Source organism: Pirellulaceae bacterium, assembly GCA_019636385.1.
Classification (GTDB): domain Bacteria; phylum Planctomycetota; class Planctomycetia; order Pirellulales; family Pirellulaceae; genus Aureliella.
This window is the reverse complement of the sequence record JAHBXT010000004.1, coordinates 235,359-261,208: the sequence shown is the minus strand read 5'-3', so window position 1 is coordinate 261,208 and position 25,850 is coordinate 235,359. Positions and strand designations below refer to the sequence as shown.

The following is a 25,850-nucleotide window of genomic DNA, read 5'->3' as shown; positions in this document are numbered from 1 at the left end:
AGTTTGTCGCGTTGAGTGGTTTCGCAGAGGTCAGATATGTTCGTGCACAGGATATCGCATCGTTCGCAGTACGGATCGAGAGTCATGGTCAAGGGCTGCCTGCTGGGGCTATTGCTAACTCTGCTGCCCGGCTGGGCAGCGGCAGTGGAGCGAGTTTCGCTGCGCAACTTGGATTCGCACTGTCCGTTTGTGCCCCCGCAGTCATTGTCGCAATGGCAAACCCGGGCGGCAGACCTGAACCTGCAACTGCGGGTCGCCTTAGGATTGCTGCCTGCCCCAGAATTGGACTCGGTCAGGCCACAGATTTATGGCCGTCGCGACCTGGATGGCTACAGCGTTGAAAAATGCGTGTTCGAATCGCTGCCGGGACTGTACGTTACCGGATCGTTGTTTCGACCCGCAACCGTGGCGGCCGGCAGTAAGGTACCGGGAATCCTCTGTCCACACGGCCATTGGGCCAACGGCAGATTTTACGAGGCCAGCGATGTACCGCAACAATTGGCTTCGGGAGCTGAGCGGTTCGAGTCAGCAGCCATCAATCCTATTCAGGCTCGCTGCGTGCAATTGGCTCGCATGGGCTGCGTCGTCTACTTGTACGATATGCTGGGCTATGCCGACAGCCGTCAAATCAGTTTCGCGCGGGCACACGGGTTCGCCAAGCAGTCACCGGAGCACGAAGTGACTGACGACGGCTGGCTGCTGTTCAGTCCCTCAGCCGAATTGCATACTCAGTCGATCATGGGCTTGCAGACACTGGCCACACAGCGCGCAGTCGACATGCTGTTGTCGCTGCCTGAAGTGGATGCAGCCCGAATCGGCATTACCGGTGCCAGTGGTGGCGGAACACAATCGTTTATCGCAGCCGCCATCGACCCGCGAATTGCCGTTGTCTTTCCGGCGGTGATGGTCAGTACCGGCATGCAAGGTGGCTGTACCTGCGAAAACTGCAGCTTATTGCGTACAGGCACAGGCAACGTCGAGATGGCAGCACTGATCGCCCCCAGACCGATGGGGCTGACCGCCGCTGATGACTGGACACGAACGATGGCCGTCGATGGCTATCCGCAGTTGCAACAGGTCTACGAGTTGTTTGGTCATAAAGACAAGGTTGGTTTGTTTCCAGCTTTGCACTTTGGACACAATTACAATCATGTCAGTCGCGTGGCCATGTATGGCTGGATGAGCGATCATCTACGGCTGGGATTGGCCAAGCCCATATTGGAGACTGATTTTCGGCGGCTAACTCAAGAGGAATTGACCGTCTGGGACGATCAGCACCCACCGCCTGCGGGTGGTGAGGATTTCGAACGACGACTACTGAAGTTTTGGGCCGATTTGATCGAAGCTCAACTGAACGGCATGTTAGTCGGTGATCGCCAGCAGAATCAGCAATTGGCTCAGACATTGCGAGATGGCTGGCGAGTTGTATTAGGCTTGACCACTGGCCACGCGCTGATCTCATCCGCTGTTCAACTAAATCCCGCCTTGGCTGAAACCACAGATGAAATCGTAATTCAAGTTGGCGAGCAGCGGTGGAGTTACCTGCCCGAGTCCAAGCAGCAAGAGTTGGTCAACTACAAGCGGTTGGCTGCTGGATATACCTACGGCTACAACCATTGCCAATTCACTCAGCAGTCACAAGGATTGGCTCGCAGTCTGTTGGAACTCGCTGCCCAGCATCCCGGCCAAACGGTGCACATCAGCGGCCACGGCACCAGCGCTGCGCTGGCCGCTGCTGCCACGTTTTGTGCCCTCGAACTGGCTAAAGAGCCAAGTGCCAGCACTCCACCGCAATTGAGTCTCAACTTAAGCGGTGGCGACTTTCGTTTTGCTCAGGTCACAAACATTCGCGATGCGGTCTTTGTTCCGGGAGCGGCGCGTTACGGCGATTTTCCTGGCTTGGTCGCCTGTTTGCCACAGGCTCCCCAGTGGTCCGATCAAACCGACACCACCGCTTTTGCACGTTTGGCGAAACTACGCAGCCAGTAGGTTCCTGCCATCAGCAGAGCGGCAGGCTCAAACATCCGAACCGCCCAAGCTCTCAAGCATCATCTTAGTGCTTAGGGCATAGTGCAACGCTGCAGACCTGAAACGCACGCCTTGATTAACGCCACCCGCGCACTGCTTCCAAAGTACCAAAAGTGCACTGCCAGTATTTCCAGCAATATCATCAATCCTACGGCAACGCAGCGCGACTCATTGGTCCAATCAGAAACGCGGCACCGCCACGGCCGCAATACTATAAAACGCAAAGACGCTGAGAGCGCCGAGAATATCAGGCCAGCATCCTCTCTGCGCCTCAACGTTTCAAAGTGGCTTTTTACGCGCACCCCGGTTGGAACATTCAGCCACTACGCAAAACACTCGCGCACCTGAGCCTGACCGCGATGCCAACGCTTGCCATGACGCTCAGCCTCTGCCGACATCGAACCGGGCGAACCGGCACAACTGCTCTTGCCAAAGTACCTCTTGAAATTCCACACCAGGTCCCGCCACATCGAGGCTTCAATACCCAGTTGGCTCAGCACCGACTTTAGCGACTCCGGCACCGCTTCGGTAAACTCCTTGACCCGCTGTCTGGCCGTCCAGCTCAACAGCTCCAGGTACTGCCTCCAACTGATATTCAAAAACCCCTTGTCGCTGGCTCGCAGGCCCGTCCTACTGGTCTGTGCATCCTGAGCCAACACTCGATCATCCATCGTCAATGGCGATAACCAGCTATCGCGCAGCACTCGGCGGCCTGTCGGACTACGCCGTTTGGCTTGGCGCGCCTTCCGCAACTGCTGGACCGGTGTTTCCTTGCGTGCCTTGGCCACATCGGTTTGCGGTATCGCCTGTAGTTCAAAAGCTGTTGACTGAATCTTCACGCCCAGCTCGGCTTGCAGCCGATCATAGGCCGAAGTGTGTACCGAATCTTCAGGCGAATCGGCCATGGCGGCTCGTACCGGATTCAGGTCCACATACATAGCACATGCCAACAAGCCCGCCTCATCGGTAATGCGCTGCGCCTTAAAACGGCCTTCCCAAAAGCGCCCCGTGCATTGATCCTCCGCATTGGCCATGCGCGCAATCGGCTCGGCCAGAGCGCGCATAAACCACGAGATATCCGATAGCCGCCGCCGAATCTTTTTAACCTCATCCTGATTGCCCACCAGCGTTGCCACTTGAACATCGGTTGGCTGAGCCAAATGCAGTTCTTCCAGCCGTAGACCTGGGAAGACGCTCAGCCAACGCAGCGCCACCTGCTCATCCGTCCAGCCCGCCACCACATCGGGTCGGCTGCGCAAGATAGTATGAATGTGATTGCTCATTACAGCGTAGGTCAGTACATCAATCCCAAACACCGAAGCCAGCGACTCTAGCCGCCGACGAATCCACTCACGCCGATACGAATAATCCTTGCCCGACTGCTGATCCTGCCCTGCCAAAAAAGCCCTGCGCACACACCGCTGTACCGTGTGCACGATGGCTACTTCATCCGGGCTGAACTGCTCGCTTCGATTGGGTCTGACCATGGTTTGCACTCATCATTTCACTCGTTTCCCACTCCCCATATTATGCCAATCCCGGCTCCGTCTGTCACAGATGGTGGGTGGCACCATCCAACTATCACCGCTCATTCAATGCACGGGGAAACCAAAGAAGCCAAGAGCACCCACTCTTGGCTTCAACTTTTTTACTTTGCGTCAGCTTGCGCGGACTCTCTATCTAGCAACCACTTTCGGACACTCTCCAGCCGATATCGTCGTCGGCGACCTATCAAAACGTGCGGCAGGTGGTCATGGATCGACAAATGCCGGACTGTCTCTCGTGAAACGCCCAAAGCCCTAGACAGGTCGCTTGTAGTGATCAGTTTTTCGATAGTCCTTGCAGTCGAGGTCATTAGATTCCCTTTCAAAATTGGTGATGAAGCTGACTTACCTTTAGAGACTAAATCGCGGTCTGGACTTGGCGCGAATTGGCTTTGATTTTCGGAATTTGGCAGACGTTGGAACCAAGTGCAAGGTTTGGCGGGGGTTGCTTATTGAAAAATTCTTAGATCAAATAGATGGGAAAGCGAGAATCCTAGAATTTGGTTCCAACAAAGAGGTAGTGTTTACGATGCAGTGGTATGTTCGATGCAGCGACTTGGAACAAGGGCCGCTTAACTCAAAAGCTCTGAAAATGATGGTTGCAGACGGGCTTGTGACTTCCGACTGGGAGATACGCGCGGCCGAGAGTCAACGTTGGCAGCCAATCAAGAATGTGAAGGGCCTTGTCTTTGCTGCGAAAGCCCTGCCAGAATTGTCCGACTCAGAACAACTAGTGGATTTAAGGCGATGTCCATACTGTGATGAACTGATTCGATCAGCCGCGTCTAAATGCAAACACTGCGGAGAGAAGTTGGAATCTATGAATAGTCAAAATGAACCAACTACCCCACCTCCATTACCGCCTTCGGCTATGCCACTTCAGCTTGCGACTCTAGCGGAGCATACAACAAGCGAAGAGACGCGGATTCGAAATGAACGAACTACAATTGTTATTTTGACACCGATCTTTTTTGTAGTGTTCATTGTGCTTAGCGTCATTTTTCTTGAGACCATTCAGGGAGCGATTGAGAATGGCTTAGGAAAGGGTGGGCCTGTAAAAACTCATCCATTTACGTATCCGTTCTCATTCTTTGTTGCAAGCGCATTATGTGCATTCATAGTTAGAGCGACTTGGCTCGGCAAATTGCGGTTCCCTCAAGCTAAAAACCAAACGTTTCCAGCAGCGGTTCAGCCGAAGCACGTAAGTGAATCGAGTAAAACGGCTTGCAAATATTGCGGTAATTCAATTGCCCCCAATGCTCAAAAGTGCGGGCATTGTGGGGAATGGATTGTTCAGACTAGCCACTCAGATTCGCTGGCGGCAGTTCTTGGGGTGTTGTTTGGTCCAGTTGGGCTTTGGTACAAAGGGCATTGGGCCGCCGGATTCGCGTGGATAATGTTTATGCTGATCGTGTATTTGAGCATTGGCGATTTCGTTTTGCTGTTATCTCCCTTGTTCTGGATCGGCATGGGCGTTCATGCAGCGCTGGTTCCCGGCACACGGCCAGCGCGTAATTAAGTCATTGTCCGCCAAGGACTTGCTCAAGGATGTCGGTATTGTAGGCTGTCAATTCCATGCGACCGACGATGCTCTCGTTCTTCTTCTGCCCGCGTTTAAGCAGCGAGATAGCGAAGCGTCGTAGCCAACTGAGGTTGTTGACTAAGGCCCGCTCACTGGTCTGCTGCGCGTCCTCGCGAAAGGTTACGTCCAACGTCCAGTGCATCGACTCGATCGACCAGTGACCGCGCACGGCAGCAGCAACCGCAGATACTGTCAGCAACCGGCCAGAGGATGAAGTAGCGTGTCTGGAATGTCTCTTGTTGGTTGGCATCTGTACTGACGCGAACCGCATAGCTGATGGCTTTAACCGAGGGCCAGGCTTTCTTGATTGGCGAATCTTGCTTCAGCTTGATCATTGCGTAGCTGCGTTCATCAATCCGCCCGTGTGACTGATCGGTGGTTTGGAGGCTGCGGCAGTACAGGTCTTCCCGTACTCCCTCCAGTACATCAAAGACCAATTCTTCTACCCGTTTCAAATAGGTTCAGCTGATTGGCTTTGACACTTCACGTAGGTTCCCTGTCGCTTGTCGATCTGCAGGCTTACGATCTGCTTTTGACATCCCCATGGCGTCGATCGTGACGATCAGAGTTCTTCAAGTCGATCTGCTCAGTAGCTCTAGAATCGCTCTGATTTCATTAGATTTCTCCTGCGTGCAATCTGTCCAAGTGCCATGCCTTGTTCACTGGCCCATGCAGCTCACAATGTGCAGCGGCCCCAGTCCTTGCGAGCGATCGTGTGAACCGCGACAGGTCTTGCCATCGGGTGGCGATTAGCCGGGCTGACCATCTTCCTGTTTTTGCTCCATGTGCGAGGCCAGCCAGTGCATGAAGCATTTTCTGAAACGCTTCAGGCTCAACGCGATGGCACCTGCGAATACAATCTCGCGATGGCGAGGCCACCGGGAAGCTCAAGAAGTTTTTCCAGAAAGTCTCGCTTGCCCTTGTGAACCGGGTGCCTGTCGGACCTTTGGCACCGGATAATCGCGCGAAATGCAGATCACGATCAGATCAGTCAATTTGTGTTTGCGGTTCTTGGTGTTTCTCGGATCGGACAAGCTCTCGAAGTAGTGACTGACCAGTTCGACTCGAACTGCTTTTGCAGTGGACATGATCGGCTCTCCCGTAGACCAAGCAGCGACACAGCTTCCACGGCCTTCGCAGGAAGAATCACGTCGCGCATGCCTATGGTCTACCAAAGAAATCAATATCGCGCTAGGCTACCTAGACCACCTAGCATTGCGCGCTGGCCGTAGGAAATGGACTACGTCGAATCCCACGGGGCTGGTGATTGGAAAAGTCTTCAGGGTGCTCCATCCTATCGCATCAATAGAGCGTGGCTGGCATCACATGATCCACGGTAGTGGTTCACCTTTCGTTGACTTCATTGACGATTGTTCGCGGTGAACCAGGGCATTCGGCAAATGATTCGTCGGTTGGTTTTGCCCCTGATCAGATAACAGATATCATTGGCCTTCGATCTTTCCAGGGACGTGCTGCCTCCAGCTCGTAGGCCAGCGCCAAGAGCATCGCATCGCCGCCACGCCAGGCTGAAAAATGGCTACCGATTGGCAGGCCTTCCTTAGTCCATCCTAAAGGCACTGACATTCCAGGCGTGCCGCACGCATTGTTCAACGGTGTGTACGCGACACGATCCAACGTCTGCTGCATCAGTTGGTCAAATGGCAGTGTAGGCGCGTTCGTACCGAGCTGGTACGGTGGGTGGCGCAGCACAGGCGAGAGGATTACATCGTAGCTTTGGAAGAACGTTTCGCACAGCGCCGCGGCCTCGTCGAAAGCTTTCTTTACATCCGTCATTATCTTTACCAGGCCGCGTTGGCGACCGATTTCCATCAGACCAATTGTCCATGGTTCCAAAACCTCCGTCCGCGCTACGTTTTCGCCCAACAGCTTTTTGATATCAGCATCCAGACTCAAGGTAGCCGCCGCCCAATAGCCAGTGAATGCATCGGTCAGCGCCTCGGTGTTGATCGATAGCTTGATTTCTTCGACGTCGTGTTTCAGCGACTCGCACAGTTTGGCGGTCGCACGAATAGCTTGTTCCACTTCGGGGCTGGGCATCATGCCATTAGAGCCCTCTAGGACTAAGGCGATCTTGAGTCGCTTGTCCGATGGGCCACGGACCATGCCAACCGCTGCGTCGTCTTTACGTTCGACCAGATTCAAAAATGCGGCCGAATCTCGTACCGTACGGCTTACGCAGAACTCAGCATAGATCCCCATCAAATCCAGAGCAAATCCGCCCTCAGTAAATGATGTCAATTCCCGGCGTCGAGTGAGCTTCATGCCGAAAACGCCACACTGCGAGGCAGGAATACGAATTGAACCACCACCGTCACTGGCGTGCGCCAATGGCACAATGCCCGCCGCGACGGCCGCAGCAGAGCCTCCGCTCGAACCGCCCGTCGTGTAAGCCGGATTCCACGGATTGTGGGCCGCGCCCCACGCTAATGATTCGGTGTTATCGATCAAGCCGAGTTCTGATGCATTCGTCACGCCAGTCACGATCATGCCAGCTTTTTCAACTGCATTCATGAATGGCGAATTTGTTTTAAATGGCCGCCCGTTCTTGGCATTGGACAGTTTGTTCAATCGCGAGCCAAAGTCGATGTTCGCATCCTTGTACTGCACGATGTTCTTGATCAGAAGCGGCACGCCACTCAAAGCACTTGACCCCAATGGCTCTTGAGCACGAGCCCTGGCCAGTGAAGTATCAAACAGTTCTGGCAGCACAGCATTGAGCTGAGGATTGACCTGGTCGATGCGCCGTAACACATCGTCGACCAATTCGAGGGGCGTTATTTGTTTTTGACTGACCAATTCTGCTAAAGCCGTCGCGTCATAACTGGCAAGTTCGGCTGGCTGGATCTTCGATTGCGAAAACACAGACGGTGAGACGGTGGCCGATACAGCGCAAGCGGAAAGAGCATTCAGGAAGCGACGGCGGTACATGATTGAAGTTCCTCGTGGATAACTGATATTCCAGGTACATGCTATTGGCAAAGGCTGCTGGAGCCGCCACGGTCCATGTCGTGCGAATGTGGCAGATTGTCAATAAAACTGCCCTGAAGGCGATCACTTATTTCAGCAGCTTGACCACAGATGCCCCATCAACGACGCCTAGCACATATCCCCCCTTCATTATCCAGGCCATCAATGCCAGACGATCGGCTAACTCTTCGGTGCGGCGATTTCCACCAATTCCCCGTGTTCGGCCATCTGGCGAATTTCTTCGGTGATTTTCATCGAGCAATACTTAGGACCGCACATGCTGCAGAAGTGGGCACTCTTGAAGGTGTCCTGCGGTAGCGTTTCGTCATGATAACGCTGCGCCGTTTCAGGATCCAGTGACAATCGAAACTGCTCTTTCCAATCAAATTCAAATCGGGCCTTGGATAGCGCGTCATCGCGGTCTTGAGCACCTGGGCGCCCACGGGCCACGTCTGCGGAGTGGGCTGCGATTTTGTAGGCGATCACACCCTGCTTGACGTCTTCTTCGTTCGGCAGCCCCAAGTGCTCCTTGGGTGTAACGTAGCACAACATGGCCGCTCCGTGCCAGCCGGCCATGGCCGCCCCGATAGCACTGGTAATATGGTCGTAACCAGGAGCGATGTCAGTGACCAGTGGCCCCAAGACATAAAACGGCGCGCCATCACAAACTTCGATCTGACGCTCGATATTCATCTGGATTTGGTGCATGGGGATGTGACCGGGGCCTTCCACCATCACCTGTGTTCCGTTCTGCTGGCCACGTCGAGTCAACTCGCCCAGCACATCCAGTTCAGCAAATTGAGCTGCATCTGAGGCGTCAGCAATCGAGCCTGGGCGCAAGCCATCACCCAACGACCAAGTCACGTCGTACTGTCGCATGATGTCACACAATTCATCAAAAGCTTCGTACAGCGGATTCTGCTTGCGATGTGCCACCATCCACTTGGCGATCAATGATCCGCCTCGACTGACGATCCCGGTGACACGCTTGGTTGTCAAATGCAAGTGCTCAAGCTTGACGCCGCAGTGTACGGTCATGTAGTCCACGCCTTGCTGGGCTTGATGTTCGACCATGTCCAGAAAGTGTTGGGCCCGCATGTCTTCAATGTGGCCGCCCAGTTGTTCCAGCATTTGATAAATAGGCACAGTTCCAATGGGCACTGGTGAAGCTTCGATGATTCGCTTGCGAATGTTGTCGATGTCCTTGCCGGTCGATAAGTCCATCACGGTATCGGCACCATGGTGTACGGCCGTGTGCAGTTTGCTCAGCTCCTCGCCGGCATTGCTGGTCACGGCGCTGTTGCCAATATTGGCGTTGATCTTGCATTTGGCGGCGATGCCAATGCACATCGGCTCCAAGCGCCCAGCCAAGTGAACTTTGTTGGCGGGAATGACCATCCGGCCCGCAGCCACTTCGTTCCGGATTTGTTCGGCCGGCAACTGCTCGCGCTGAGCAACAAATTCCATTTCCGGCGTAATCTCTCCCTGGCGGGCACGTAGCAATTGAGTTGTCATGTGCGGTACTCCAATTTGTTCAGAATCGAGCCTAGCCAGTGACCAGTCTCGGGATATTCCTTAAGGATTAGATGATCGTTAACAGGTTTGTAGGGTGGGACGCACGGGGCTGTGGAATTTCAGGTAACTTAGCCCAAAAATAATCGGTTACTAGCGTTCTAACTTGAATGGGGTTAGCTCGCTCCAGTGCTGACCCAGCATGGCTGTTAGAGCCACAATTATCCGGCTTTCGGCTGACAAGAGAACCCTACCGCTACCAGAAATTCGGCAATTCCTGCGTTGCGTCGACGAAGTTTACTGCCAGCAAACCGCTCGCTAGCGCACGACGGCTCCAGGGGCCTGGAACTTTCCAGCTAGTGAAGATCGGCAGTTGGCTAGCAGATTCAGTTGGCCTGACGAGTCAGGGGCAGATCAAAATCGCCCGTTGCATCGCGCCATACGCAGTGAATATGGTTGGCTGGATTGCCCGCCGCATCAGGCTGGACGTTAATAAACTCGACGAAGAAAGTCGGCCCATGAATTACGTAATAGTGCCCTTTGCCCGATTGATCCCCACCTGACCAGCCAAAGTGCACTCGATCCAGGCCGGCCTCTTCGATCAACTGCCAGCGTTGCTCGGCCACCCGACGTTTCATCTTCGAGGTATAGGTGGTCAGCAGTTGCTTGAGAAGCTCGCGTTGCCTTTGGTCCAGCTCGGCTGCTGGCAAGCCTTGAGGCTCAGTTGCCGGTGGTTGCGGAGTGCCAGCCGAATATATCTCGCTAGGCGTCGCGCCCGGTAAAATAGCTCGGCCACGTTGTGTAGCGGTCAAGCTGCGCAGCAGTTCAAAGGCCAACTGTTCTTCGGGTCGCAACACCTCCAGCCCTTGCTTGAGGTCACCAAAATCGGTTTTCAATTGCGCCGGGTTGGCCGCAAAAAACTGTGGTGTCGAGTCAATAATGCGATTGCCTTGAAACACAAAATTCAGTGACAGGTGATGTCCCTCGACGCTCAACCCCCAGCGTTGGTTGGCTTGCGGAGTGCCAAATACGGTGAAGTAGTACTTGACCGGATTGCGTTCCATTGGCCCACCTTCGCCCTCCAGAGATTTCAGCACCTTCTCCAATTCCATGATCTGCTTCGCTTTGGCGTACCCGGCGGGGCTGACGCACGACTTAAGCAAATTCATCGCCGCTTCGCGCTGGACCGGGTTCATCTCCATCAGCGGCAAGCCCTTGCGCGTGGCCATCGGAATGAAATGCCATTGGACGCGTAACTCCGATTCAATGGGCAGTAGCGCCTTGGCGCGCTCGTCGCTCGATAGCGTGGCCAAGAAGGTGTTGGCGCGAGCTACCGGCCGGGCCTGCGGATCGGCAGCCTGCTGCTTGGTGGCGGCATCTTGCGCTGATACCGAAGCCGCTAGCCACGGCAGCATGGCTAGCGAGAACTTCGCCAGCCAGATGGCCCGTTGCCAAATTGCATTACGCCTTGCGCCCCCTGCAGGAGCTTGGGGACGGGCATGAAAACTCAGGTTGCTAGTGTGGGTGAGCATGTTCGTGGCCATGGTCGTGATGGTGTTTGATGTCGCCGCGATAGGCTGTGCCATTGATGATGACCGCCAGCTTAGGACGCGCAAAACTGCGCTCCAGGCTGCCGATCAAGTCCGTGCTGGCGATGACAAATCGCGATGATTTGCCCTCGGGGTCGGCGCTGTCAGGATTGGCAGCTAACTTGAATTGTGCAGGTTGACCGTTGAGCGTCAAGTTGATGACGACCTCCGGTGCGTCGATAGCCACACTATTTTTGGCCGTGCCATCCAGGATATAGATCGTGACAGTGTGATCGTCGTGAACTAACTCGGCGTGAAATTCTTCATTGCCCAACTCAATCAAATCGCCATGATGAGGTCCGTGGCTGGGGTGGTCATGAGTATGCCCCCCTGAGCTTGAGGAAGTCTGCAAGCTAACGTCAGAGCTACTGACAGTAGCCGAATTGCAGCCGAGAACTGCAGTCAGGGTAAGTAGAATCATAACAATTGCCATAATCTTCATTAGAAAGACCCTTTGTCAGATTTAGTTGGTGTGGAGTGAGTCGAGCAAGCTATCGGCACCCGTTTTGTGATACCCAAAAAAATTCTGAATGCAGCCATTGTGGTTCACTTGCAGTAAATTCGACTGGCGAGGGCCTGCTACTAGAATCAGTAGAGCTTCGTGTGAGCAGTTGCGCATCAGTGACTGAGCTTACCGGCTGGTTCGGTGGCTGTTGCCGGCAGATCATCCAGTACGATTGGCTGTAGCGATTTCTGCAAGACACGCTGGGCGGCACGAATACCGAACAGCCAAAATAGTGCGGGGTGCACGAAGAAATCCAATAATGTCGAGCTAATGACGCCACCCACAATGACTGTGGCCACCGGATAAAGAATCTCCTTACCCGGCTGACCGGCCGCCATCACCAGCGGCACCAGCGCGATGCCAGCCGTCAGGGCTGTCATCAACACCGGCGCTAAGCGCTCCAGACCTGCACGCACGATCATCGACTTGGTGAACTGTTCGCCCTCATGCTGAACCAAGTGCAAGTAGTGCTGCAGCAGTAGTACTCCGTTACGGGAAGCGATTCCGGCCAACGAGATGAACCCCACCATGGCAGCGATGGTTATCGTCTGGCCGGTGATGACCAGCGCTATGACCGCGCCAATGAACGCCATAGGCAGCGCAGCCATCACTTGCAACGACAAATTGACGGTGCCAAACAGGGTGTAGAGCACCAAGAACACGCCAATCAGGGCCATCACAAACAATACGCTGATAGCACGACTGGCAGACTGCTGGCTTTGGAACTGACCTTCATAGGTTGGATAATAGCCGGCTGGTAAACTTGCTACTACTGGTGCAATGGCTTGTTGAATATCTTGGACGACGTCAACAACTCCCCGATCTTTAACGTTGCACTGAATGACTATTCGGCGACGTACGTTGTCACGATTGATCGTGTTGGGGCCGCCTGACTCGTAGATTTTGGCAACGCTCGATAGAGGTATAACTCCGCCATCTGGCAGATACACGGGCAAGCGTCTCAGTCCAGCGATGTCCTCGCGATAACTGTCTTGCAGGCGAACCACCAAATCAAAGGTCCGCATCCCATCCAGCACTTCGGAAACCAACGATCCATTCATGGCGGTCTGAATATAGCGATTGACTTCGGCCACGCTCAATCCGTGTTGCGATAGCAAGTGCCGGTCTAATTCGATGCGCAACTGAGGAACGATTACTTGTGGTTCCACCAACAGGTCGGTAACGCCCGAAACGCCCTGCATTGCTACCTTAATCTGCTCAGCTTTGTTGCGCAGCACATCCAGGTCATCGCCAAACAGTTTGACCCCTACCTGTGCTTTGACACCTGACAGCATGTGAGAAATCAAATGAGCGATCGGTTGCTCGGTGGCCGTCACGATACCGGGAATCTGATCCATGGCCTGTCGAATCGCCTGCAACTGCTGGTCGCGCGAGAGTTCCGACACCGGGTCCATTTCAATCAAGAACTCGGATAGATGGACCCCCTCGGCATGTTCGTCCAGTTCAGCTCGCCCAGTGCGGCGAGCAAATTTTTGAACATCGGGCAATTGCTGCAGCGAGTGTTCAACAGTGCGGCAAATGTCGTTTGATGCCGCCAGCGAAGTTCCAGGCGGCATGATGACATTCAGCTGGATGGTGCCTTCATTAAAGGGAGGTAGGAAGTCACGTTCCACTCTAGATAAGAACACAGCCGCCAACGCCACCAAGAAGGCCGTCACCGCTAAGTTTTGCCAGGGAAATGCCAGACTGAAGCGAATGACCCGGGCGCCCAGCCATTTCACTGCTCTGAGCAGCAGACTGTCATGATCATGCGCACCGCGCTGACCACCCAGCAACCAAAATGACAATACGGGCGTAACGGTCAACGACACAATAAGCGATGATACGATGGAGACGATGTAGGCAATTCCCAGCGGGGCGAACAGCTTGCCCTCCATGCCGCTGAGTGCAAACAGCGGAACGAATACCAGAATCACGATCATGGTGCTGAAGACGATCGATCGGCGAACTTCGCTGCTGGCACGAAACACGACTAACAGTGGAGGCAGTCTGCTTCCAGCCAAGCGGTTTTCTCGTAAGCGGCGAAAAATATTCTCCACATCCACAATGGCGTCGTCTACCAATTCACCCATCGCCACAGCGATGCCGCCGAGCGTCATGGTATTGATCGATAGTCCAAATCCCGCAAACACGATAGCCGTCATCACCAGCGACAGCGGAATGGCGGTCAGTGTAATGAGCGTCGTGCGCCAATTCATTAGGAACAGCAAGAGGATGACTATTACCAAAATGGCTCCATCGCGCAGCGCCTCTTCAACATTGGCGATGGCTCGGTCGATGAACGCCTTCTGCGAATAGGTCGGCTCAATGTGGACGCCATTGGGGAAAGTTGGCTTTAATTCCTCGATGGCCTGCAAAATCGCATTGGTTACGAAGCGGGTATCAGCACCCGATTGCTTGTTGATGGTCAGAATGACTGCGGGACCACCGCTAAAGGCGGGTTCCGAACCGGTTCTGACGAAGGCCGAACTATCGCCGCGTTTGATTTGTGCCCCTTCGCGAATCTCAGCTACCTGAGCCAGCAGAATGGCTCGACCGTTGCGGTGTGCGACGGGGACTTCGGCAAGGTCGTCGATCGAAACCAATCTGCCCAGCGAACGCACCAACAGTTCATTCGGCCCCTGGCGATCTAGGTATCCGCCCGTACCATTCTCGTTCGTGGCCTGCACGGCAGATTCAATCTGGTCCAGGGTAACGCCCAGCTGCGTCATGGAATCCAGATTGACCAAGACCTGAAACTGCTTGCGCTCGCCTCCCATCGTGAACACTTGGGAAACGCCGGGAATGGTTAGAATTCTTTGCCGCAGTGTCCAGTCGGCCAGAGTTCTCAACTCCATTGGTGAAACGCTGGCATCGTCACTCCACATGCCCAGCATCAGAACTTGACCCATGATGGACGAAATGGGAGCCAGTTGAGGTTGAATACCCGCAGGTAGTTTGTCTTGAACCATCTGCAGCCGCTCGTTGACAATCTGACGATCAGTGTAGATGTCGGTTCCATACCCGAATTCAACGTACACCACAGAGATGCCAACACTCGATGAACTGCGGACAGCTTCTACGCCGCTGGCTCCATTAATCGCTGTTTCAATGGGTAGCGTAATCAGCGACTCGACCTCTTCAGGCGCTAGGCCAGGTGCCTCGATCATAATCACAACTCGAGGTCGGTTAAGATCCGGAAAGACATCCACTGGCAATCGCCACACCTGCCAACTACCAACACCAACCAGCAGACTAGCCACGGCCAAAACCAGCAGTCGATGTTGGAGTGAAAACCGGATGAGACTATTGAGCATCGTGGTGGAGCCTAGTGACTGTGGCCAGCGTGAGGGTCCATGGCGCCACCGCTTTGATTCTTCAGCGCCATCTGCAACTGATGCGCGGCGCGCATCGCGATAACATCGCCAACAAATACCGCTCCATCGTTTGCAATTACCGCTTGAATTTGATCTCGGTGAATCAAGTGCACCGGGATTCGCACTAAATTCATTCCATTGCGTTGAAAGATAAACCAGTCTCCACCATCTTTCGTGATAGCTTCGATGGGAACTACTATCTGCTGCTCCCAGACTTCAACGGGAACCTGCAGCGTCAGTCGTTGACCAACGCGATATTTCCACGTAACAAAGCGTTGTCCCTGCTGATTGATTTCGTCACGGACGATCGCGTTCGGCAGGTGAGTGAAGAATGAAAGCGTTCTGGCCTGGGCATCGACCGAGTTGGCGACGTAAGCCAGCCGCAAGTCGCGTAAAGTCTCCTGACCGTTGGCCGTTGCCAGAGTGGCCGCCAGCGGCCAGTCCTTCTCAACTGCTTGGCTGATAGCTGGAATGTCTTGCTCGAACGCCTGGCCCTCAATGTACAATCGCGACACATCGGATAAGGTGCACAGCTCTTGACCAGCTGTGACGCCTTGACCTTTCTGGACCACTAGCCGCTCAATAATCCACGGTGATTGCTTGTGAACGGCGATGGCTCGCGACGAGTTGATGACTGGTCCTGCCCATGAATCATCGACCACAAATCCAGTTGGACGAACGATCGGACCGCTCAGCCGCAATTGCTGGTCGCCGGTCGGTCGTCCCGGTTCTGGTGCCACGATCGACAACTGGCGCAACAGTCGGCGCTCTTTTTGAATCACGGCGATTTGTGCGTCACTCAAGCCGTGTAGCCGCAGTGCTTCGCGTTGCGAAGCGATGAGGCCTTCCAGCTTCTGCTTCGTGTATTGGCGGTCTAGCAACACTTTGCTGGCCACCGCTCCCGATTGCGTGACCTCGGTCAACCGCACGATCTCGCGCTCTTCGACTTGTAGATCGTTCAGGCTCTTCAGAAAGTCCGATTGATTAGCAACCAGCTCTTCGTCGGTCAGTCGAACTTCAAACAACAAGTCGCCAGGCATCACGGCTTCACCGGTCACCGCGTGAATATGTTCGATTACACCCGCCAGCAGCGCCGAGACTCGAATCTCGGTTCGCCCCGGCATCGGCGACACCACCGCCGGAATGCTGACCGTGCGGCGGTAGTCTGTCAATTCGATTGGTCGGAGATACTCGGCGGTCAGTCCAAGATTCTTGAAAGCCTGTTCGGTAAGTGTTAGCTTCGATAACTCGGCAGAGGGAGCATGATCGTGGCCTGCATGTTCATGACCATGAGAGTCCTCAGAATCTCCGGTCGCGCGGCGCAGGGCTAGCGACTGGTCAACCAGGCGGACCAGCGCCGGCCACCACATGCCACAGGTGGCTCCCGTAACGGCTAGTATTAAAAATAGCAGGGCCCACTGCATCCAACGTTTGCGCGTTGGTTGCTTCATGGGAAGCGGACGATGCATGTTTGGGTTCACTTCGCGTAACAGACCATTCGCCATTAACAACCGTTGACAGTTCGACCTGAGCTAACGTCGGAACGTAGTCGGATGAACATCGCATCAGAATGACTTGGCAAGTCACATAAACAGTCGTGCCAGTCGAGTCAGCAAGCTAAATTCTGCTTGATGAATCTGACTCAGATGACCCAGCACTGAAGAGCCGCGCGCTGCGCAGGCCCAAGCCGGTAGATACACATCGGCGGCCGATGCTCACGAACCACAAGAAGTGGGTGATACTCAGGTAAAGTGCCAGCTATGCCACACGCTGCAGCGGCCAGCAGTTGAGCATCTTGCATCGCGAAATCGAGTTCTAGATTGCAGGGCAAGGCATAGACACATGCCATGTGGCAGCATTGGCCACACGGATGAGGCTGGTCCTGCGGCAAGTTAGAAGCCTTCTGCAGATCCTGGCTGCTTGGCGTTGCGGGGTGATTCGTTGTGACAGGTGTCGAGTGATGACAACACTTACACTGCGAAGTTTTCTTTGAGGAGTCGCTGAGAGTTGGCGATGTGGTAGATTGAGCATTAGCCGCCACCGGGCTTGCCCGATGATCTACTGAGCAACCTTGATGCGCAACGCCCCCCAACACCGCATGAGCGGTAAAAGCCAAGAGCGTTAAAAGTTGCGTTAATACTGGGAATCGCATCAGTCGTTAAGTGTCCCTCAACAATTCAACTATAAGCGAACCGTATTGAACTAGCAACATCGGTTCGCCTTTCAAAGTCGATTGTTTATCACGCAGTAGCTGCGCTCGCCCGAGCGTGGAGATTGCTGCGATTTCCATAGTCTGGCGACTGTAGCAACCGGACGTGAGCGAGGCTATTGCTGACTGAAAGTTAATCCGCGAAGACTGTCGTCACCGCTGTAGTCCGGCACGGGCTGGAGCGCCCCGCTCAGGCCAAATCCCTCCAGTCGAGCCGTCGCGGTGGCCAGCAGCGTTTGTGCTTCTACGAGCTTCAAGCTGGCATCGAAGTAAGTTCGCCGCACGACCAACAACTGAATAAAGTCGATTTCACCCGCTTTGTATGCCTGTTCAGACAGCTCCAAGGCCTCGCGAGCGCTAGCCAGTATCTCGCCGTCGATCAGTTGTAAAGCTGCCGCTGCTTTGGATAGCTCGCCCGCCGCTTCGGCCAGCCGCGCCTGAATTGCATGTTCGATCCGCTGAGCCTCCTGGACCGCGCGACAGTATTCGGCGCGCGCCGCAGCGATATTACCTTGGTTCTTGCTGAACACTGGGATAGGTGCACCTGCCTGCACATTAATCATGCCTGAATCGGTGCCGTTGTCGTAACCGCCGGCAATCTGCAACGTTGGATTGGGAATGGGTTGAACGCAGTGACGACTCAGTAGAGCTACAGCGCGCTGAATGCGAACCTGCGCCGCAGCGTACTCAGGACTGTAGGCGGCTAACGGCATGCACCAGGTCTGCAAGTCGCCGTCCGGGGCTCGTTCGGGAAGCGCGCCATCTAATCGAGAGATCGCGCACGTAGATTGACCGGCCATGGCCATAATCTGATTCCACTTGACTTGCAATTCAGCCAGCCGCTGACGCTCCAGTAATTCGACTTCGCTAGATTGAATACGTGTCTGCAATAGGTCGATCTTCGAACCCTCACCGGCTTGCAGACGTAGAGTTGCAGCGTGACTGCCTCGGTCGGTGATCGACTTGAATTGGGTGATCAGCTCGAGCTGTTGCTGAAGACCTAGAGCTTCGAAGAATGCTACCTGAATATCGGTGCGGACGCGAATCTGTTGCGCTTCCAGCTCTAAAAGCTGGGCACGCAGCGCTTCGTTCAGGACTCGGCGATTAAGATTCAGTTTGCCGCCGGTTACAAATTCCTGTTCAGCAAAGATCAGATGCTGGTCGGTACCGCGATCGGCCAGTTGCACCGATTGCAGACCAATGGTGGGGTTGGGGCGCAGGCCAACTTGAGTTCTAAAGCCAGCTGCCTTGTGGGTTGTAGCTGCCAACTCTCGAATCGCCGGATTATGATTCATCGCCAGTTCGATCAGCTCGTCCAACCGAACTGAGGTTTGCATAGGTTTGATCGGAGGCACTTCATGACTCGCTGCGTCAGCGAGAAACTCTTGATCACCAGGCTCTTTTTTTAAGAGGATCGCTTCGTGGACTGCGCCGTCAGCCACCGCAGGGGCAGGGGCCTGCGTGTGAACCAGCGCCGTGGCGTTAGCCAGGGTAACGTCATCATCGCCCCTGGCTAACGCAGCCGGTTGTGAATGCTGGCACAGCTTAGTCTGAGTCGTTCGCCCCGCCAAACGACCAGCGCAACCGGGCTCTAGCATCAGCAAGCTCAGCGCGCCTGTTAAGACTAGCCAATTGGATCGACCCATAAATGCTCGTCACGATTCCTTCTGTGCGCAACAGCCAGCTTGCACCACAATCCGGACGCACCAGGAAACTACCCGGCCCGCCCAGGTCAGCCAAATTCGGAGCCACTGCAGAGTAAATCGTCACCCACCGCTCAATGCGAAAGAAAATCACCAGCGACCTATCCAATATGAAATCAGAATGCTAGCCAATGGGGAAAACAGTTGGCGACCGAATTGGTGCAAGAGAATTCAAGCTGGGGCATTAGGAGCTAGAGCAGGTGTGCCACAACAAAGTACAAAGGGCGTAAGGCCATTGGCGGGCGATTAATGACTACCTTTCCCACCCCACCGGTTGCGTCCAGGCTTGTTGACGCTGGTTGTCGTAGACGGGATCGGTGGGAGGTAGACTGCTGCGGACTACGGCGCGGACATAAAGTTCTTTACCGGTGAGCTGATAACTGGCGACCTCTCCAGCAATCGTGGCCACGACCTGCGCGGGGGGCATGTCGGCTTCCGTGAGTGATGATGAAGTAGTGGGAGTATTGTCGCTGACCGCATCTGAGGAGGCTGGATTTGACGCGGTAGTTGGAGTGGACTCGGGACGGAGCACGGCGATGAAGTCGGTTTCATAGGTGGCGCCGGGTGCCGAGTCAACATGAATGGTTAGCTTCCGTGCGTCGGTGTCGAACTGAATGTCTTTTAACACGACACCGCTGGAAGCATAAAAATCGGCGGCTTTGAGGGCGCGGATGAGGTGCTCGGGGGTCAAATAACGCGAGCGGACCATGACCCAGCCGCGTCCGGGACGGGAGCCAGGGCGGCCGTGGTATTCGTGGCTGTCGTCAGTGGCAATTCCCAGGATGGGCGGTGCATCCAGCATCAATAGCCGAATGGCGTTGATCACGTCCCACATCGGCTCGATGCCCATGTGATCTTTATCACCCAAATGATGCACATCGGGATGGCCGTTGTAAACTTCATAGAATTGTTCTTCGACCACGCTGGCTAGATCTGAGGCGGTGATGGCGTAGTGGAAGTTGGGGTGATTGACGTGTGCCATCACTTCTCGCCCACTGGTGCGTTGGTGTTCCATGATCATCCGCAAGTTATTGCGAATGGCTTCACGGACTGTTGCGCCACCGGCTGGCTTTAAGACTTGACTGAGGTTCGTGGCGTTCATGTGCACCGGAGCTTTACCAACCTGGTCGCTAATCTCTTCGCCTTCGATCATGATGAATTTACCAGCCTGCTCGACCAGACAGCGGTATTCATCCAATGGCTTGAGGCGCACCTCATCCCGCCCGTCCACCGAGCGCGTCTCCACCCACTCGGGTCCAAACTTGGCGCGATAGCGATCCACGATGCCAGCATCCGCTCGGCTTTCTACCCTTTGCAACGGCATCCAGCGAATGCCTCGGCTGAGAATGTTGTGATCCGACAGCGCCAAGAAGTTGTAATCGCGCTGGGCGTACCAGGCTGCGACCATTTCTGGAAAATCGTTACCATCGCTCCAGAAAGTGTGCGTGTGCAGATTGCCTTTCCACCAGCGCAACGGCTGTTGGCTCGACTCGGTCTGGGCGCTGGCGACGGATGCGAAGCCAGCCAGGCAGATAGCTAGTAGGCCGGTCCAGAAGTAGCGTTGCGCGCGAAGGTGACAGAATGTCTTGGGTGTATGGTGCATCGTAGTACTGCCGTGGCGAGGTAGTGGGTATAGCGTGCGGACAGCGTGTATTGTACCACGTGGGGTGCGAGGCGGTGCTGCGCTTTTAGGCCCCAAATGGCCGACATATCCAATGCCAGGGCTGCAAAGACCCGGATCGAAAAGCCATTGAGTGCGAAGTCACGAATGGGGCGCACCTCAATTGAGGTGTCGGCCCTTTGGGCCTGAATCCTTGATGGTGACTTGGTCACTGGTGCCGCGAGGCACCTGCAGTGGTTGTGCCGGGCCTTTGGCCATCAGGAAAAGTTCAGCTTCATGTTTATTGGCCCAGAAATACCCCATGAACTGGATTTTCGTACTCAGCCCCTCGCGGTACTCGTATCTCCTACTCGAACAATGCTTTCGAGTACGATTACGAGTACCAGTTCATTGAGTACGAGTACGATTCCCGGGCAAGAATCGCAACTTCAAAACTCACGCTGAGCGTTGTGATGCTACGAAGGAATCCCCCAGCGTCTGCGTGACGGTAGCTACCTTTATGTACCTAGCCGAGGATTTCGCGTTTGCGGGCGACATAGTCCCAGACGACGAAGCGGTCGAGATCGCGACCAGCCGTGAAGAAGACTCGACCGCGCGTGTTTTCGGCCAGCCGATAGGCAAAGCGAATGTCTTCTTCGGATTGCGACCAACTGGGTACCAAAAACATATTGATCACCACCCCCTCGCGCTGACACATTGCGGCTTCGCGAAGCGTGGCCTTTTCGGTGCGCGGGTCGGGGGGGTACAGCATGTACAGCATTGAATCCTCAAAATGTGCTGTGGGCAATCCGTCGGTAATCAGAATGATTTGCTTGTTGGGAGTATCCACCGTGGCCAAATTCTGCCGCGCTAGTCGCAAGGCATGTTGTATGTTTGTGAAGTGCGGATGTATTTGGATTTCGCTGACATCGGGGCGGCTCATGTCGGCTCGCAGCCGCACGATGGGGTCGTAGACAGTTACCGGCTTGGGCATCAATTCCACGATTTCACCGGGCGGGCGCAGTCGCGCGAAGGTATACATTTCAATGAACCGCAAGAAGTCGCCGGGGTATTCACTGGTAATCAAGCCTTGCAGGGCTAGCGCCATGCGTTTGACATTGATGTATTGTCCGTCATGGCGCATCGAACCACTCATGTCCATGATGACAACCGTAGCACACTTAGGCGAATTGCGGGTGCGATGGATTTCGATATCGGACGTGGTCAGCCGTACCGGAGATGCGCTGGGATCACGTAGCAGCGCGTTGATAACCGTTTGAGTCGTATCCATCGCGGCCAAACTGTCGCCAAATTCATAGGGCTTGGTCTGAGGCAACTCGACACTGCCCTCGCCGACGATGCGGCCGGTATGCCGTCCGCTGCGTCCGGCTTGCAACTCCGAAAAAATTCGCTGCAACAGTTTGCCCTGAAAGATGCGGTAGGCATGGGGAGTCAGCCGAAAGGCGCCGCTGGTGCCGTCGCGCGCTAATCCCTGACGTTCGGCCAATTCGCGAACCAGCGTTTCAATTTGCTCCCGCATAGATTCCAGGGAACCGAGGTCCTCGGTCGAGGCAAATTGACTGAGCAACTCCATGTCGATCATGCCGATCTGCGCGGTCTTGGCGGCCTGTTCGAGTTGCCTCAGCAGCTCGTCAATCTTCTCCAACTCTTCTTTGATCTCCAGCGCCTGCGGGATAGTGACCGACTGGCTACCGGTGAAATGGTATTTAGAACCCAGCTCTTCAATCTGATACCAGTTGCCCAAGTGCTCGATCAAGCCCACGATCTGACCGGCAAATGGATTGGTGTCGTCGTCTACTTCGTAGTACAGTCGTTCCAGCAAATAAATCTGACGTCCCTGTACGGCGCGATTCAGCAGGTCACGCCATTGACTGGGTGCGCGAGTTCGCCCAGCGGCACGCGTGAACGTCTTCTGGGCCAGTCGCTCGACAGAGACGACCTCGTACGTTTCCAAGATTTTGCGTTTGCGCTGTTCCAGCAATTGCTGTAGATATTCGATGCTGGGCCCAAGGCTGGCCATTTGGCTGGAGTCCAAGCGAATCGCGCGGGCCAATTCCTCTTCGGTCAATTCACGGTATTCGCCATAGGTCAGCGCATGCTCGAAGGCTTGCGATACCAAGTCGGGCGGTGGTTGAGTGGGGCTGGGGAATTTCGCAGGATCGTACTTCTGGTAGGTGTGTACGACACCGCCAAGCCAAGTTGAACGCGTCATGTTGAGTGGTCTCCCAAAATGCCCGATTACTGCAAATTCTGTTGACGGATTTGGTGGGCCATCACCAGCCGAACTAGCAAATATCTAAGTACCATGTGTTTTTCACATTCGCTGGCGCGAACAAACAGTTTGCGTCGGCTTGTGCGACCCACCCTGCCTTTTCTGGTAGACCGCTGCGGGGACAAACAACTAGTACTGGAGCGGACTTCGTTGCATCAGACATTTTTTGGCATTACGACACGCCGCGTACAGGTCCCGCTGGTCCCACCTTACGGTTTGTTGCCCACCCTAGGTCTCATAGACGACTTGGCCGAATTTTTGGTTGCGGCTGATCTTGTCTAGCGCGTATAATCCGGCCAAAACAAATTCTACGCACGAAGCGCGCATGGCGGGTTGTTGACTAGCGTTAACGTCAAACGCCTTCTCCCAGGCTGGCGGTACGGCGCGCAGGCGCTGAGCGTATTGCGAGCTGGGCAGCAGATCGCCGACTTCGACTCGCAGACCCCTAGCAAAGATGTCGGCGATTTCCGCTAGGCCGTGAGCGTCTACGTACTCTTGGAAGACGACTTTGATGGCTTCGGCAATGATCGCGTCTAAGACTTGACGTTCGGACATTTGATGGCTGCCCATCAGGTCCAGTTCCAATTTGCCCAGGCTGGATGAGTACAAATGCCCCAAGTCGCTGATGCGCGGAACAGCGGGTGATTCGCCCAGTACAATCGAGCGTTGCCGAGCGCTGGCGATCATGGCGCGGTAGTTCGACAGACTGAACCGAGCCGAAACACCGGAAGCATGATCGACGTACTTGCTGCGTCGTGCCTGGCGAGTCATCTCTTCAACGATCTCAGCCATAAAGTACGGTACCACTACCGGATGTGGACCAGCTAGGTCGATGCCGGCCTCTTGTTGCATGATCTGAATCCCCAGCTCACGCTCGGTCGGATAATGCGTCTGGATGATCGAGCCGATGCGGTCCTTGAGTTGGGGGATGACTTTTCCGCTGCGGTTGTACGTGCTGGGGTTGGCAGAGAACAGAATGAAAATATCCAGATCGAATCGCACGGGATAGCCACGAATCTGCACATCGCGCTCTTCCAAAATATTGAACAGGCCAACCTGAACCAGCTCGTCCAGTTCTGGCAATTCGTTCATCGCAAAGATGCCACGATGCATTCGCGGTATTAGTCCGAAGTGCAGCGCCTCTTCGGTGCTCATGCTGACTCCGCTGGTCAGTCGCGACGGATCTATTTCGCCGATAATGTCCGCGAACTTGGTGCCGGGGCTGAGGCGTTCGGTGTACCGCTCATCGCGGGCCCACCAGGCGATGGGAACCTCGTCTGGCGGATGTTCGGCCAGGAACCGTTTGGCCGCCGAGGTAATTGGCCGGAGTGGATCTTCATGAATGGGGACACTTGGTATATCCAAGTAGGGAATACAGGGGTCCAAGAACTGAACCAGCGAGCGCATCAAGCGGCTTTTGGCTTGTCCCTTTTCACCCAGGAACAGCATATCGTGTCCGGCCAGTAGCCCGATGCTGATTTCGGGAATGACTGTGTGCTGGTAGCCCACAATTCCTGGAAAAAGCGGTTCGCCGGCCGCCAATTGTCGCACAAAATTGTCGTGCAGTTCAAGTTTGACGGATTTAGATTGCCAGCCGCTATCCAGCAGCTCAGCCAAATTGCTTGGTCGGTTCATCGCGTGGTGATGGTACTTGTCGAAGTGGAGTGCTGTGTGAGCGAGTCAGCCAATGGCTGCTTTCATGCATGATATGTTTTCCCATGGCCGGTGATTGACAAGGGACATGGGCCAAAAAAATGTGGCAGGTTGGTCGCTGAATACCAGCTACGCTGACCGGGTTGTACCTGGCAACATTCGGAATAGCCATTCGGGCGATCCATGCCGCAGTTGATCGACCACCACGGCGACGATGATGATGGCACCGATGATGATCAGCGTGTAAGTATTGGGAATCTGCAGCAAGGTACAGCCGTTGCGAATGACCACAATGATCAGCGCTCCAATCATCGATCCGACGATCGAGCCGCGACCGCCGCTCAAACTGCCACCGCCCAAAACGACAGCGGCGATAATTTCCAGTTCGCGGCCAACACCGTCTGGCGGATTGCCGTTCTTGACTTCGGCAAAGTACAGAAGGCCGCCGATGGCAAAGAACAGTCCAGCCAACGCATAGACGCTGACGATTGTCATGCCGATGGGCACCCCACACAATCGAGCGGTCAGTCGGTTACTGCCTAGGGCAAAGATATTGCGCCCGAAAATGGTGTACTTCAGCAGTACTGCCACCGCGCAGGCTAACACAATGGCTAGCAGCGCGTTGGTGGGGACGTAGGGGATCAGCAAGTATCTGTCAGGGTTCGATCCGGTGACGCTCAGGTTTTGGAGCCAGGTCGGAATGTGATCGGCTGGAGCGTAGACGGTCGATTGCTGAGCAATGATTTGACCAATCCCCAGAAAGATGGTCATGGTTCCTAGAGTCACGATAAAGGGGATCACCTGCGTCGCACTGATGATGACACCGTTAAACAGGCCACACAGGCAGCCGGTCAGTAGCGTCAAGCCGACGGCCACTGCAATATCGGTTGCAAAACTGGGTTGGCCAGCAGTAACGTGGTATTTCAAACTGCTGGCCAGCACCGTGCCGCAGAGAGTGAGCGTGGTACCGGCCGACAAGTCGATGCCACCGGCAATGATAATCATAGTCATACCCAAAGCCGGAACTGCGATCAGGGCTGCTGAGCTGGAGAGTACGCGCGCGTTGCGCCAACTGGCGAAACTGCCTGAGCCGGATACTTGATCGGCAACAGTGAAGATCATCACGATCACCAGCAGTGCCACCAGCGGACCAAGTTGGCTACGGAAAAGCAACTGAAAAAGCTGGCCGGCGAACTTCATGACTTAGGTTGATGCAAGGGGGAAAGTGGTGCTTGGGAAAGGCGGTCCCTGCGCTTACGCATTTTAA

The 25,850-nt window shown here is 54.9% G+C and carries 17 protein-coding genes; 2 read left to right on the top strand and 15 right to left on the bottom strand.

Annotated features, from left to right (window positions below):
- The first annotated feature begins 42 nt into the window (after positions 1 to 42).
- The gene (locus KF752_15540) at positions 43 to 1,989 is read left to right on the top strand and encodes an acetylxylan esterase (GenBank protein MBX3422967.1); all 1,947 of its coding nucleotides are present in this window, start codon (positions 43 to 45) and stop codon (positions 1,987 to 1,989) included.
- Positions 1,990 to 2,351: 362 nt separating this feature from the next.
- Here the strand turns inward: KF752_15540 and KF752_15535 are convergent, their stop codons facing one another.
- A complete protein-coding gene (locus KF752_15535) occupies positions 2,352 to 3,515 on the bottom strand; it encodes a hypothetical protein (protein ID MBX3422966.1) in 1,164 nt (387 codons plus the stop codon).
- Between the two features lie 161 nt (positions 3,516 to 3,676).
- Positions 3,677 to 3,883: a helix-turn-helix domain-containing protein gene (locus tag KF752_15530; protein ID MBX3422965.1), complete on the bottom strand. Its 207-nt coding sequence runs from the start codon at positions 3,881 to 3,883 to the stop codon at positions 3,677 to 3,679.
- Between the two features lie 218 nt (positions 3,884 to 4,101).
- Between KF752_15530 and KF752_15525 the strand changes: the two genes are divergently transcribed.
- Positions 4,102 to 5,091: a DUF4339 domain-containing protein gene (locus KF752_15525; GenBank protein ID MBX3422964.1), complete on the top strand. Its 990-nt coding sequence runs from the start codon at positions 4,102 to 4,104 to the stop codon at positions 5,089 to 5,091.
- A 1-nt stretch (position 5,092) separates the two neighbouring features.
- On the opposite strand, the gene KF752_15520 is transcribed toward KF752_15525, so the two are convergent.
- From KF752_15520 to KF752_15460, 13 genes are all read right to left on the bottom strand, one after another.
- Positions 5,093 to 5,404 carry a hypothetical protein gene (locus KF752_15520; protein ID MBX3422963.1) on the bottom strand — a complete coding sequence of 104 codons (312 nt, stop codon included), beginning with the start codon at positions 5,402 to 5,404 and terminating at the stop codon, positions 5,093 to 5,095.
- A 637-nt stretch (positions 5,405 to 6,041) separates the two neighbouring features.
- Positions 6,042 to 6,242: a hypothetical protein gene (locus KF752_15515; protein ID MBX3422962.1), complete on the bottom strand. Its 201-nt coding sequence runs from the start codon at positions 6,240 to 6,242 to the stop codon at positions 6,042 to 6,044.
- A 340-nt stretch (positions 6,243 to 6,582) separates the two neighbouring features.
- A complete protein-coding gene (locus KF752_15510; GenBank protein MBX3422961.1) occupies positions 6,583 to 8,103 on the bottom strand; it encodes a hypothetical protein in 1,521 nt (506 codons plus the stop codon).
- A 219-nt stretch (positions 8,104 to 8,322) separates the two neighbouring features.
- Positions 8,323 to 9,657 (bottom strand): phosphomethylpyrimidine synthase ThiC, encoded by a 1,335-nt coding sequence (gene thiC / locus KF752_15505; GenBank protein ID MBX3422960.1) that lies wholly within the window; start codon positions 9,655 to 9,657, stop codon positions 8,323 to 8,325.
- A gap of 383 nt (positions 9,658 to 10,040) precedes the next feature.
- Entirely contained in the window at positions 10,041 to 11,198 is a 1,158-nt protein-coding gene (locus tag KF752_15500) for a DUF3500 domain-containing protein (GenBank protein MBX3422959.1), read from the bottom strand.
- Positions 11,170 to 11,664, bottom strand: a complete 495-nt coding sequence (locus KF752_15495; protein ID MBX3422958.1) for a hypothetical protein — start codon at positions 11,662 to 11,664, stop codon at positions 11,170 to 11,172. Before KF752_15495 ends, KF752_15500 begins: the two co-directional genes overlap by 29 nt.
- Before the next feature lie 197 nt (positions 11,665 to 11,861).
- Positions 11,862 to 15,065 carry an efflux RND transporter permease subunit gene (locus tag KF752_15490; GenBank protein MBX3422957.1) on the bottom strand — a complete coding sequence of 1,068 codons (3,204 nt, stop codon included), beginning with the start codon at positions 15,063 to 15,065 and terminating at the stop codon, positions 11,862 to 11,864.
- Between the two features lie 11 nt (positions 15,066 to 15,076).
- Complete coding sequence (locus tag KF752_15485) at positions 15,077 to 16,576, bottom strand: efflux RND transporter periplasmic adaptor subunit (GenBank protein ID MBX3422956.1); 1,500 nt, start codon at positions 16,574 to 16,576, stop codon at positions 15,077 to 15,079.
- Between the two features lie 874 nt (positions 16,577 to 17,450).
- A complete protein-coding gene (locus tag KF752_15480; GenBank protein ID MBX3422955.1) occupies positions 17,451 to 18,980 on the bottom strand; it encodes a TolC family protein in 1,530 nt (509 codons plus the stop codon).
- 310 nt (positions 18,981 to 19,290) lie between these two features.
- Positions 19,291 to 20,571 carry a hypothetical protein gene (locus KF752_15475; protein MBX3422954.1) on the bottom strand — a complete coding sequence of 427 codons (1,281 nt, stop codon included), beginning with the start codon at positions 20,569 to 20,571 and terminating at the stop codon, positions 19,291 to 19,293.
- Positions 20,572 to 21,163: 592 nt separating this feature from the next.
- Complete coding sequence (locus KF752_15470; GenBank protein MBX3422953.1) at positions 21,164 to 22,870, bottom strand: VWA domain-containing protein; 1,707 nt, start codon at positions 22,868 to 22,870, stop codon at positions 21,164 to 21,166.
- A 288-nt stretch (positions 22,871 to 23,158) separates the two neighbouring features.
- Complete coding sequence (locus KF752_15465) at positions 23,159 to 24,565, bottom strand: magnesium chelatase (GenBank protein MBX3422952.1); 1,407 nt, start codon at positions 24,563 to 24,565, stop codon at positions 23,159 to 23,161.
- 147 nt (positions 24,566 to 24,712) lie between these two features.
- Positions 24,713 to 25,783, bottom strand: coding sequence for an ABC transporter permease (locus KF752_15460; protein ID MBX3422951.1), 1,071 nt, complete (start codon positions 25,781 to 25,783; stop codon positions 24,713 to 24,715).
- Between the last annotated feature and the right edge of the window lie 67 nt (positions 25,784 to 25,850).

Bases quoted from the DNA above. Each gene is read 5' to 3' on its own strand.
- KF752_15535 (MBX3422966.1), bottom strand. From the start codon at position 3,515: ATGGTCAGACCCAATCGAAGCGAGCAGTTCAGCCCGGATGAAGTAGCC.
- KF752_15530 (MBX3422965.1), bottom strand. From the start codon at position 3,883: ATGACCTCGACTGCAAGGACTATCGAAAAACTGATCACTACAAGCGAC.
- KF752_15525 (MBX3422964.1), top strand. From the start codon at position 4,102: ATGCAGTGGTATGTTCGATGCAGCGACTTGGAACAAGGGCCGCTTAAC.
- KF752_15520 (MBX3422963.1), bottom strand. From the start codon at position 5,404: ATGCCAACCAACAAGAGACATTCCAGACACGCTACTTCATCCTCTGGC.
- KF752_15515 (MBX3422962.1), bottom strand. From the start codon at position 6,242: ATGTCCACTGCAAAAGCAGTTCGAGTCGAACTGGTCAGTCACTACTTC.
- KF752_15510 (MBX3422961.1), bottom strand. From the start codon at position 8,103: ATGTACCGCCGTCGCTTCCTGAATGCTCTTTCCGCTTGCGCTGTATCG.
- thiC (MBX3422960.1), bottom strand. From the start codon at position 9,657: ATGACAACTCAATTGCTACGTGCCCGCCAGGGAGAGATTACGCCGGAA.
- KF752_15500 (MBX3422959.1), bottom strand. From the start codon at position 11,198: ATGGCCACGAACATGCTCACCCACACTAGCAACCTGAGTTTTCATGCC.
- KF752_15495 (MBX3422958.1), bottom strand. From the start codon at position 11,664: ATGATTCTACTTACCCTGACTGCAGTTCTCGGCTGCAATTCGGCTACT.
- KF752_15490 (MBX3422957.1), bottom strand. From the start codon at position 15,065: ATGCTCAATAGTCTCATCCGGTTTTCACTCCAACATCGACTGCTGGTT.
- KF752_15485 (MBX3422956.1), bottom strand. From the start codon at position 16,576: ATGAAGCAACCAACGCGCAAACGTTGGATGCAGTGGGCCCTGCTATTT.
- KF752_15480 (MBX3422955.1), bottom strand. From the start codon at position 18,980: ATGGGTCGATCCAATTGGCTAGTCTTAACAGGCGCGCTGAGCTTGCTG.
- KF752_15470 (MBX3422953.1), bottom strand. From the start codon at position 22,870: ATGACGCGTTCAACTTGGCTTGGCGGTGTCGTACACACCTACCAGAAG.
- KF752_15465 (MBX3422952.1), bottom strand. From the start codon at position 24,565: ATGAACCGACCAAGCAATTTGGCTGAGCTGCTGGATAGCGGCTGGCAA.
- KF752_15460 (MBX3422951.1), bottom strand. From the start codon at position 25,783: ATGAAGTTCGCCGGCCAGCTTTTTCAGTTGCTTTTCCGTAGCCAACTT.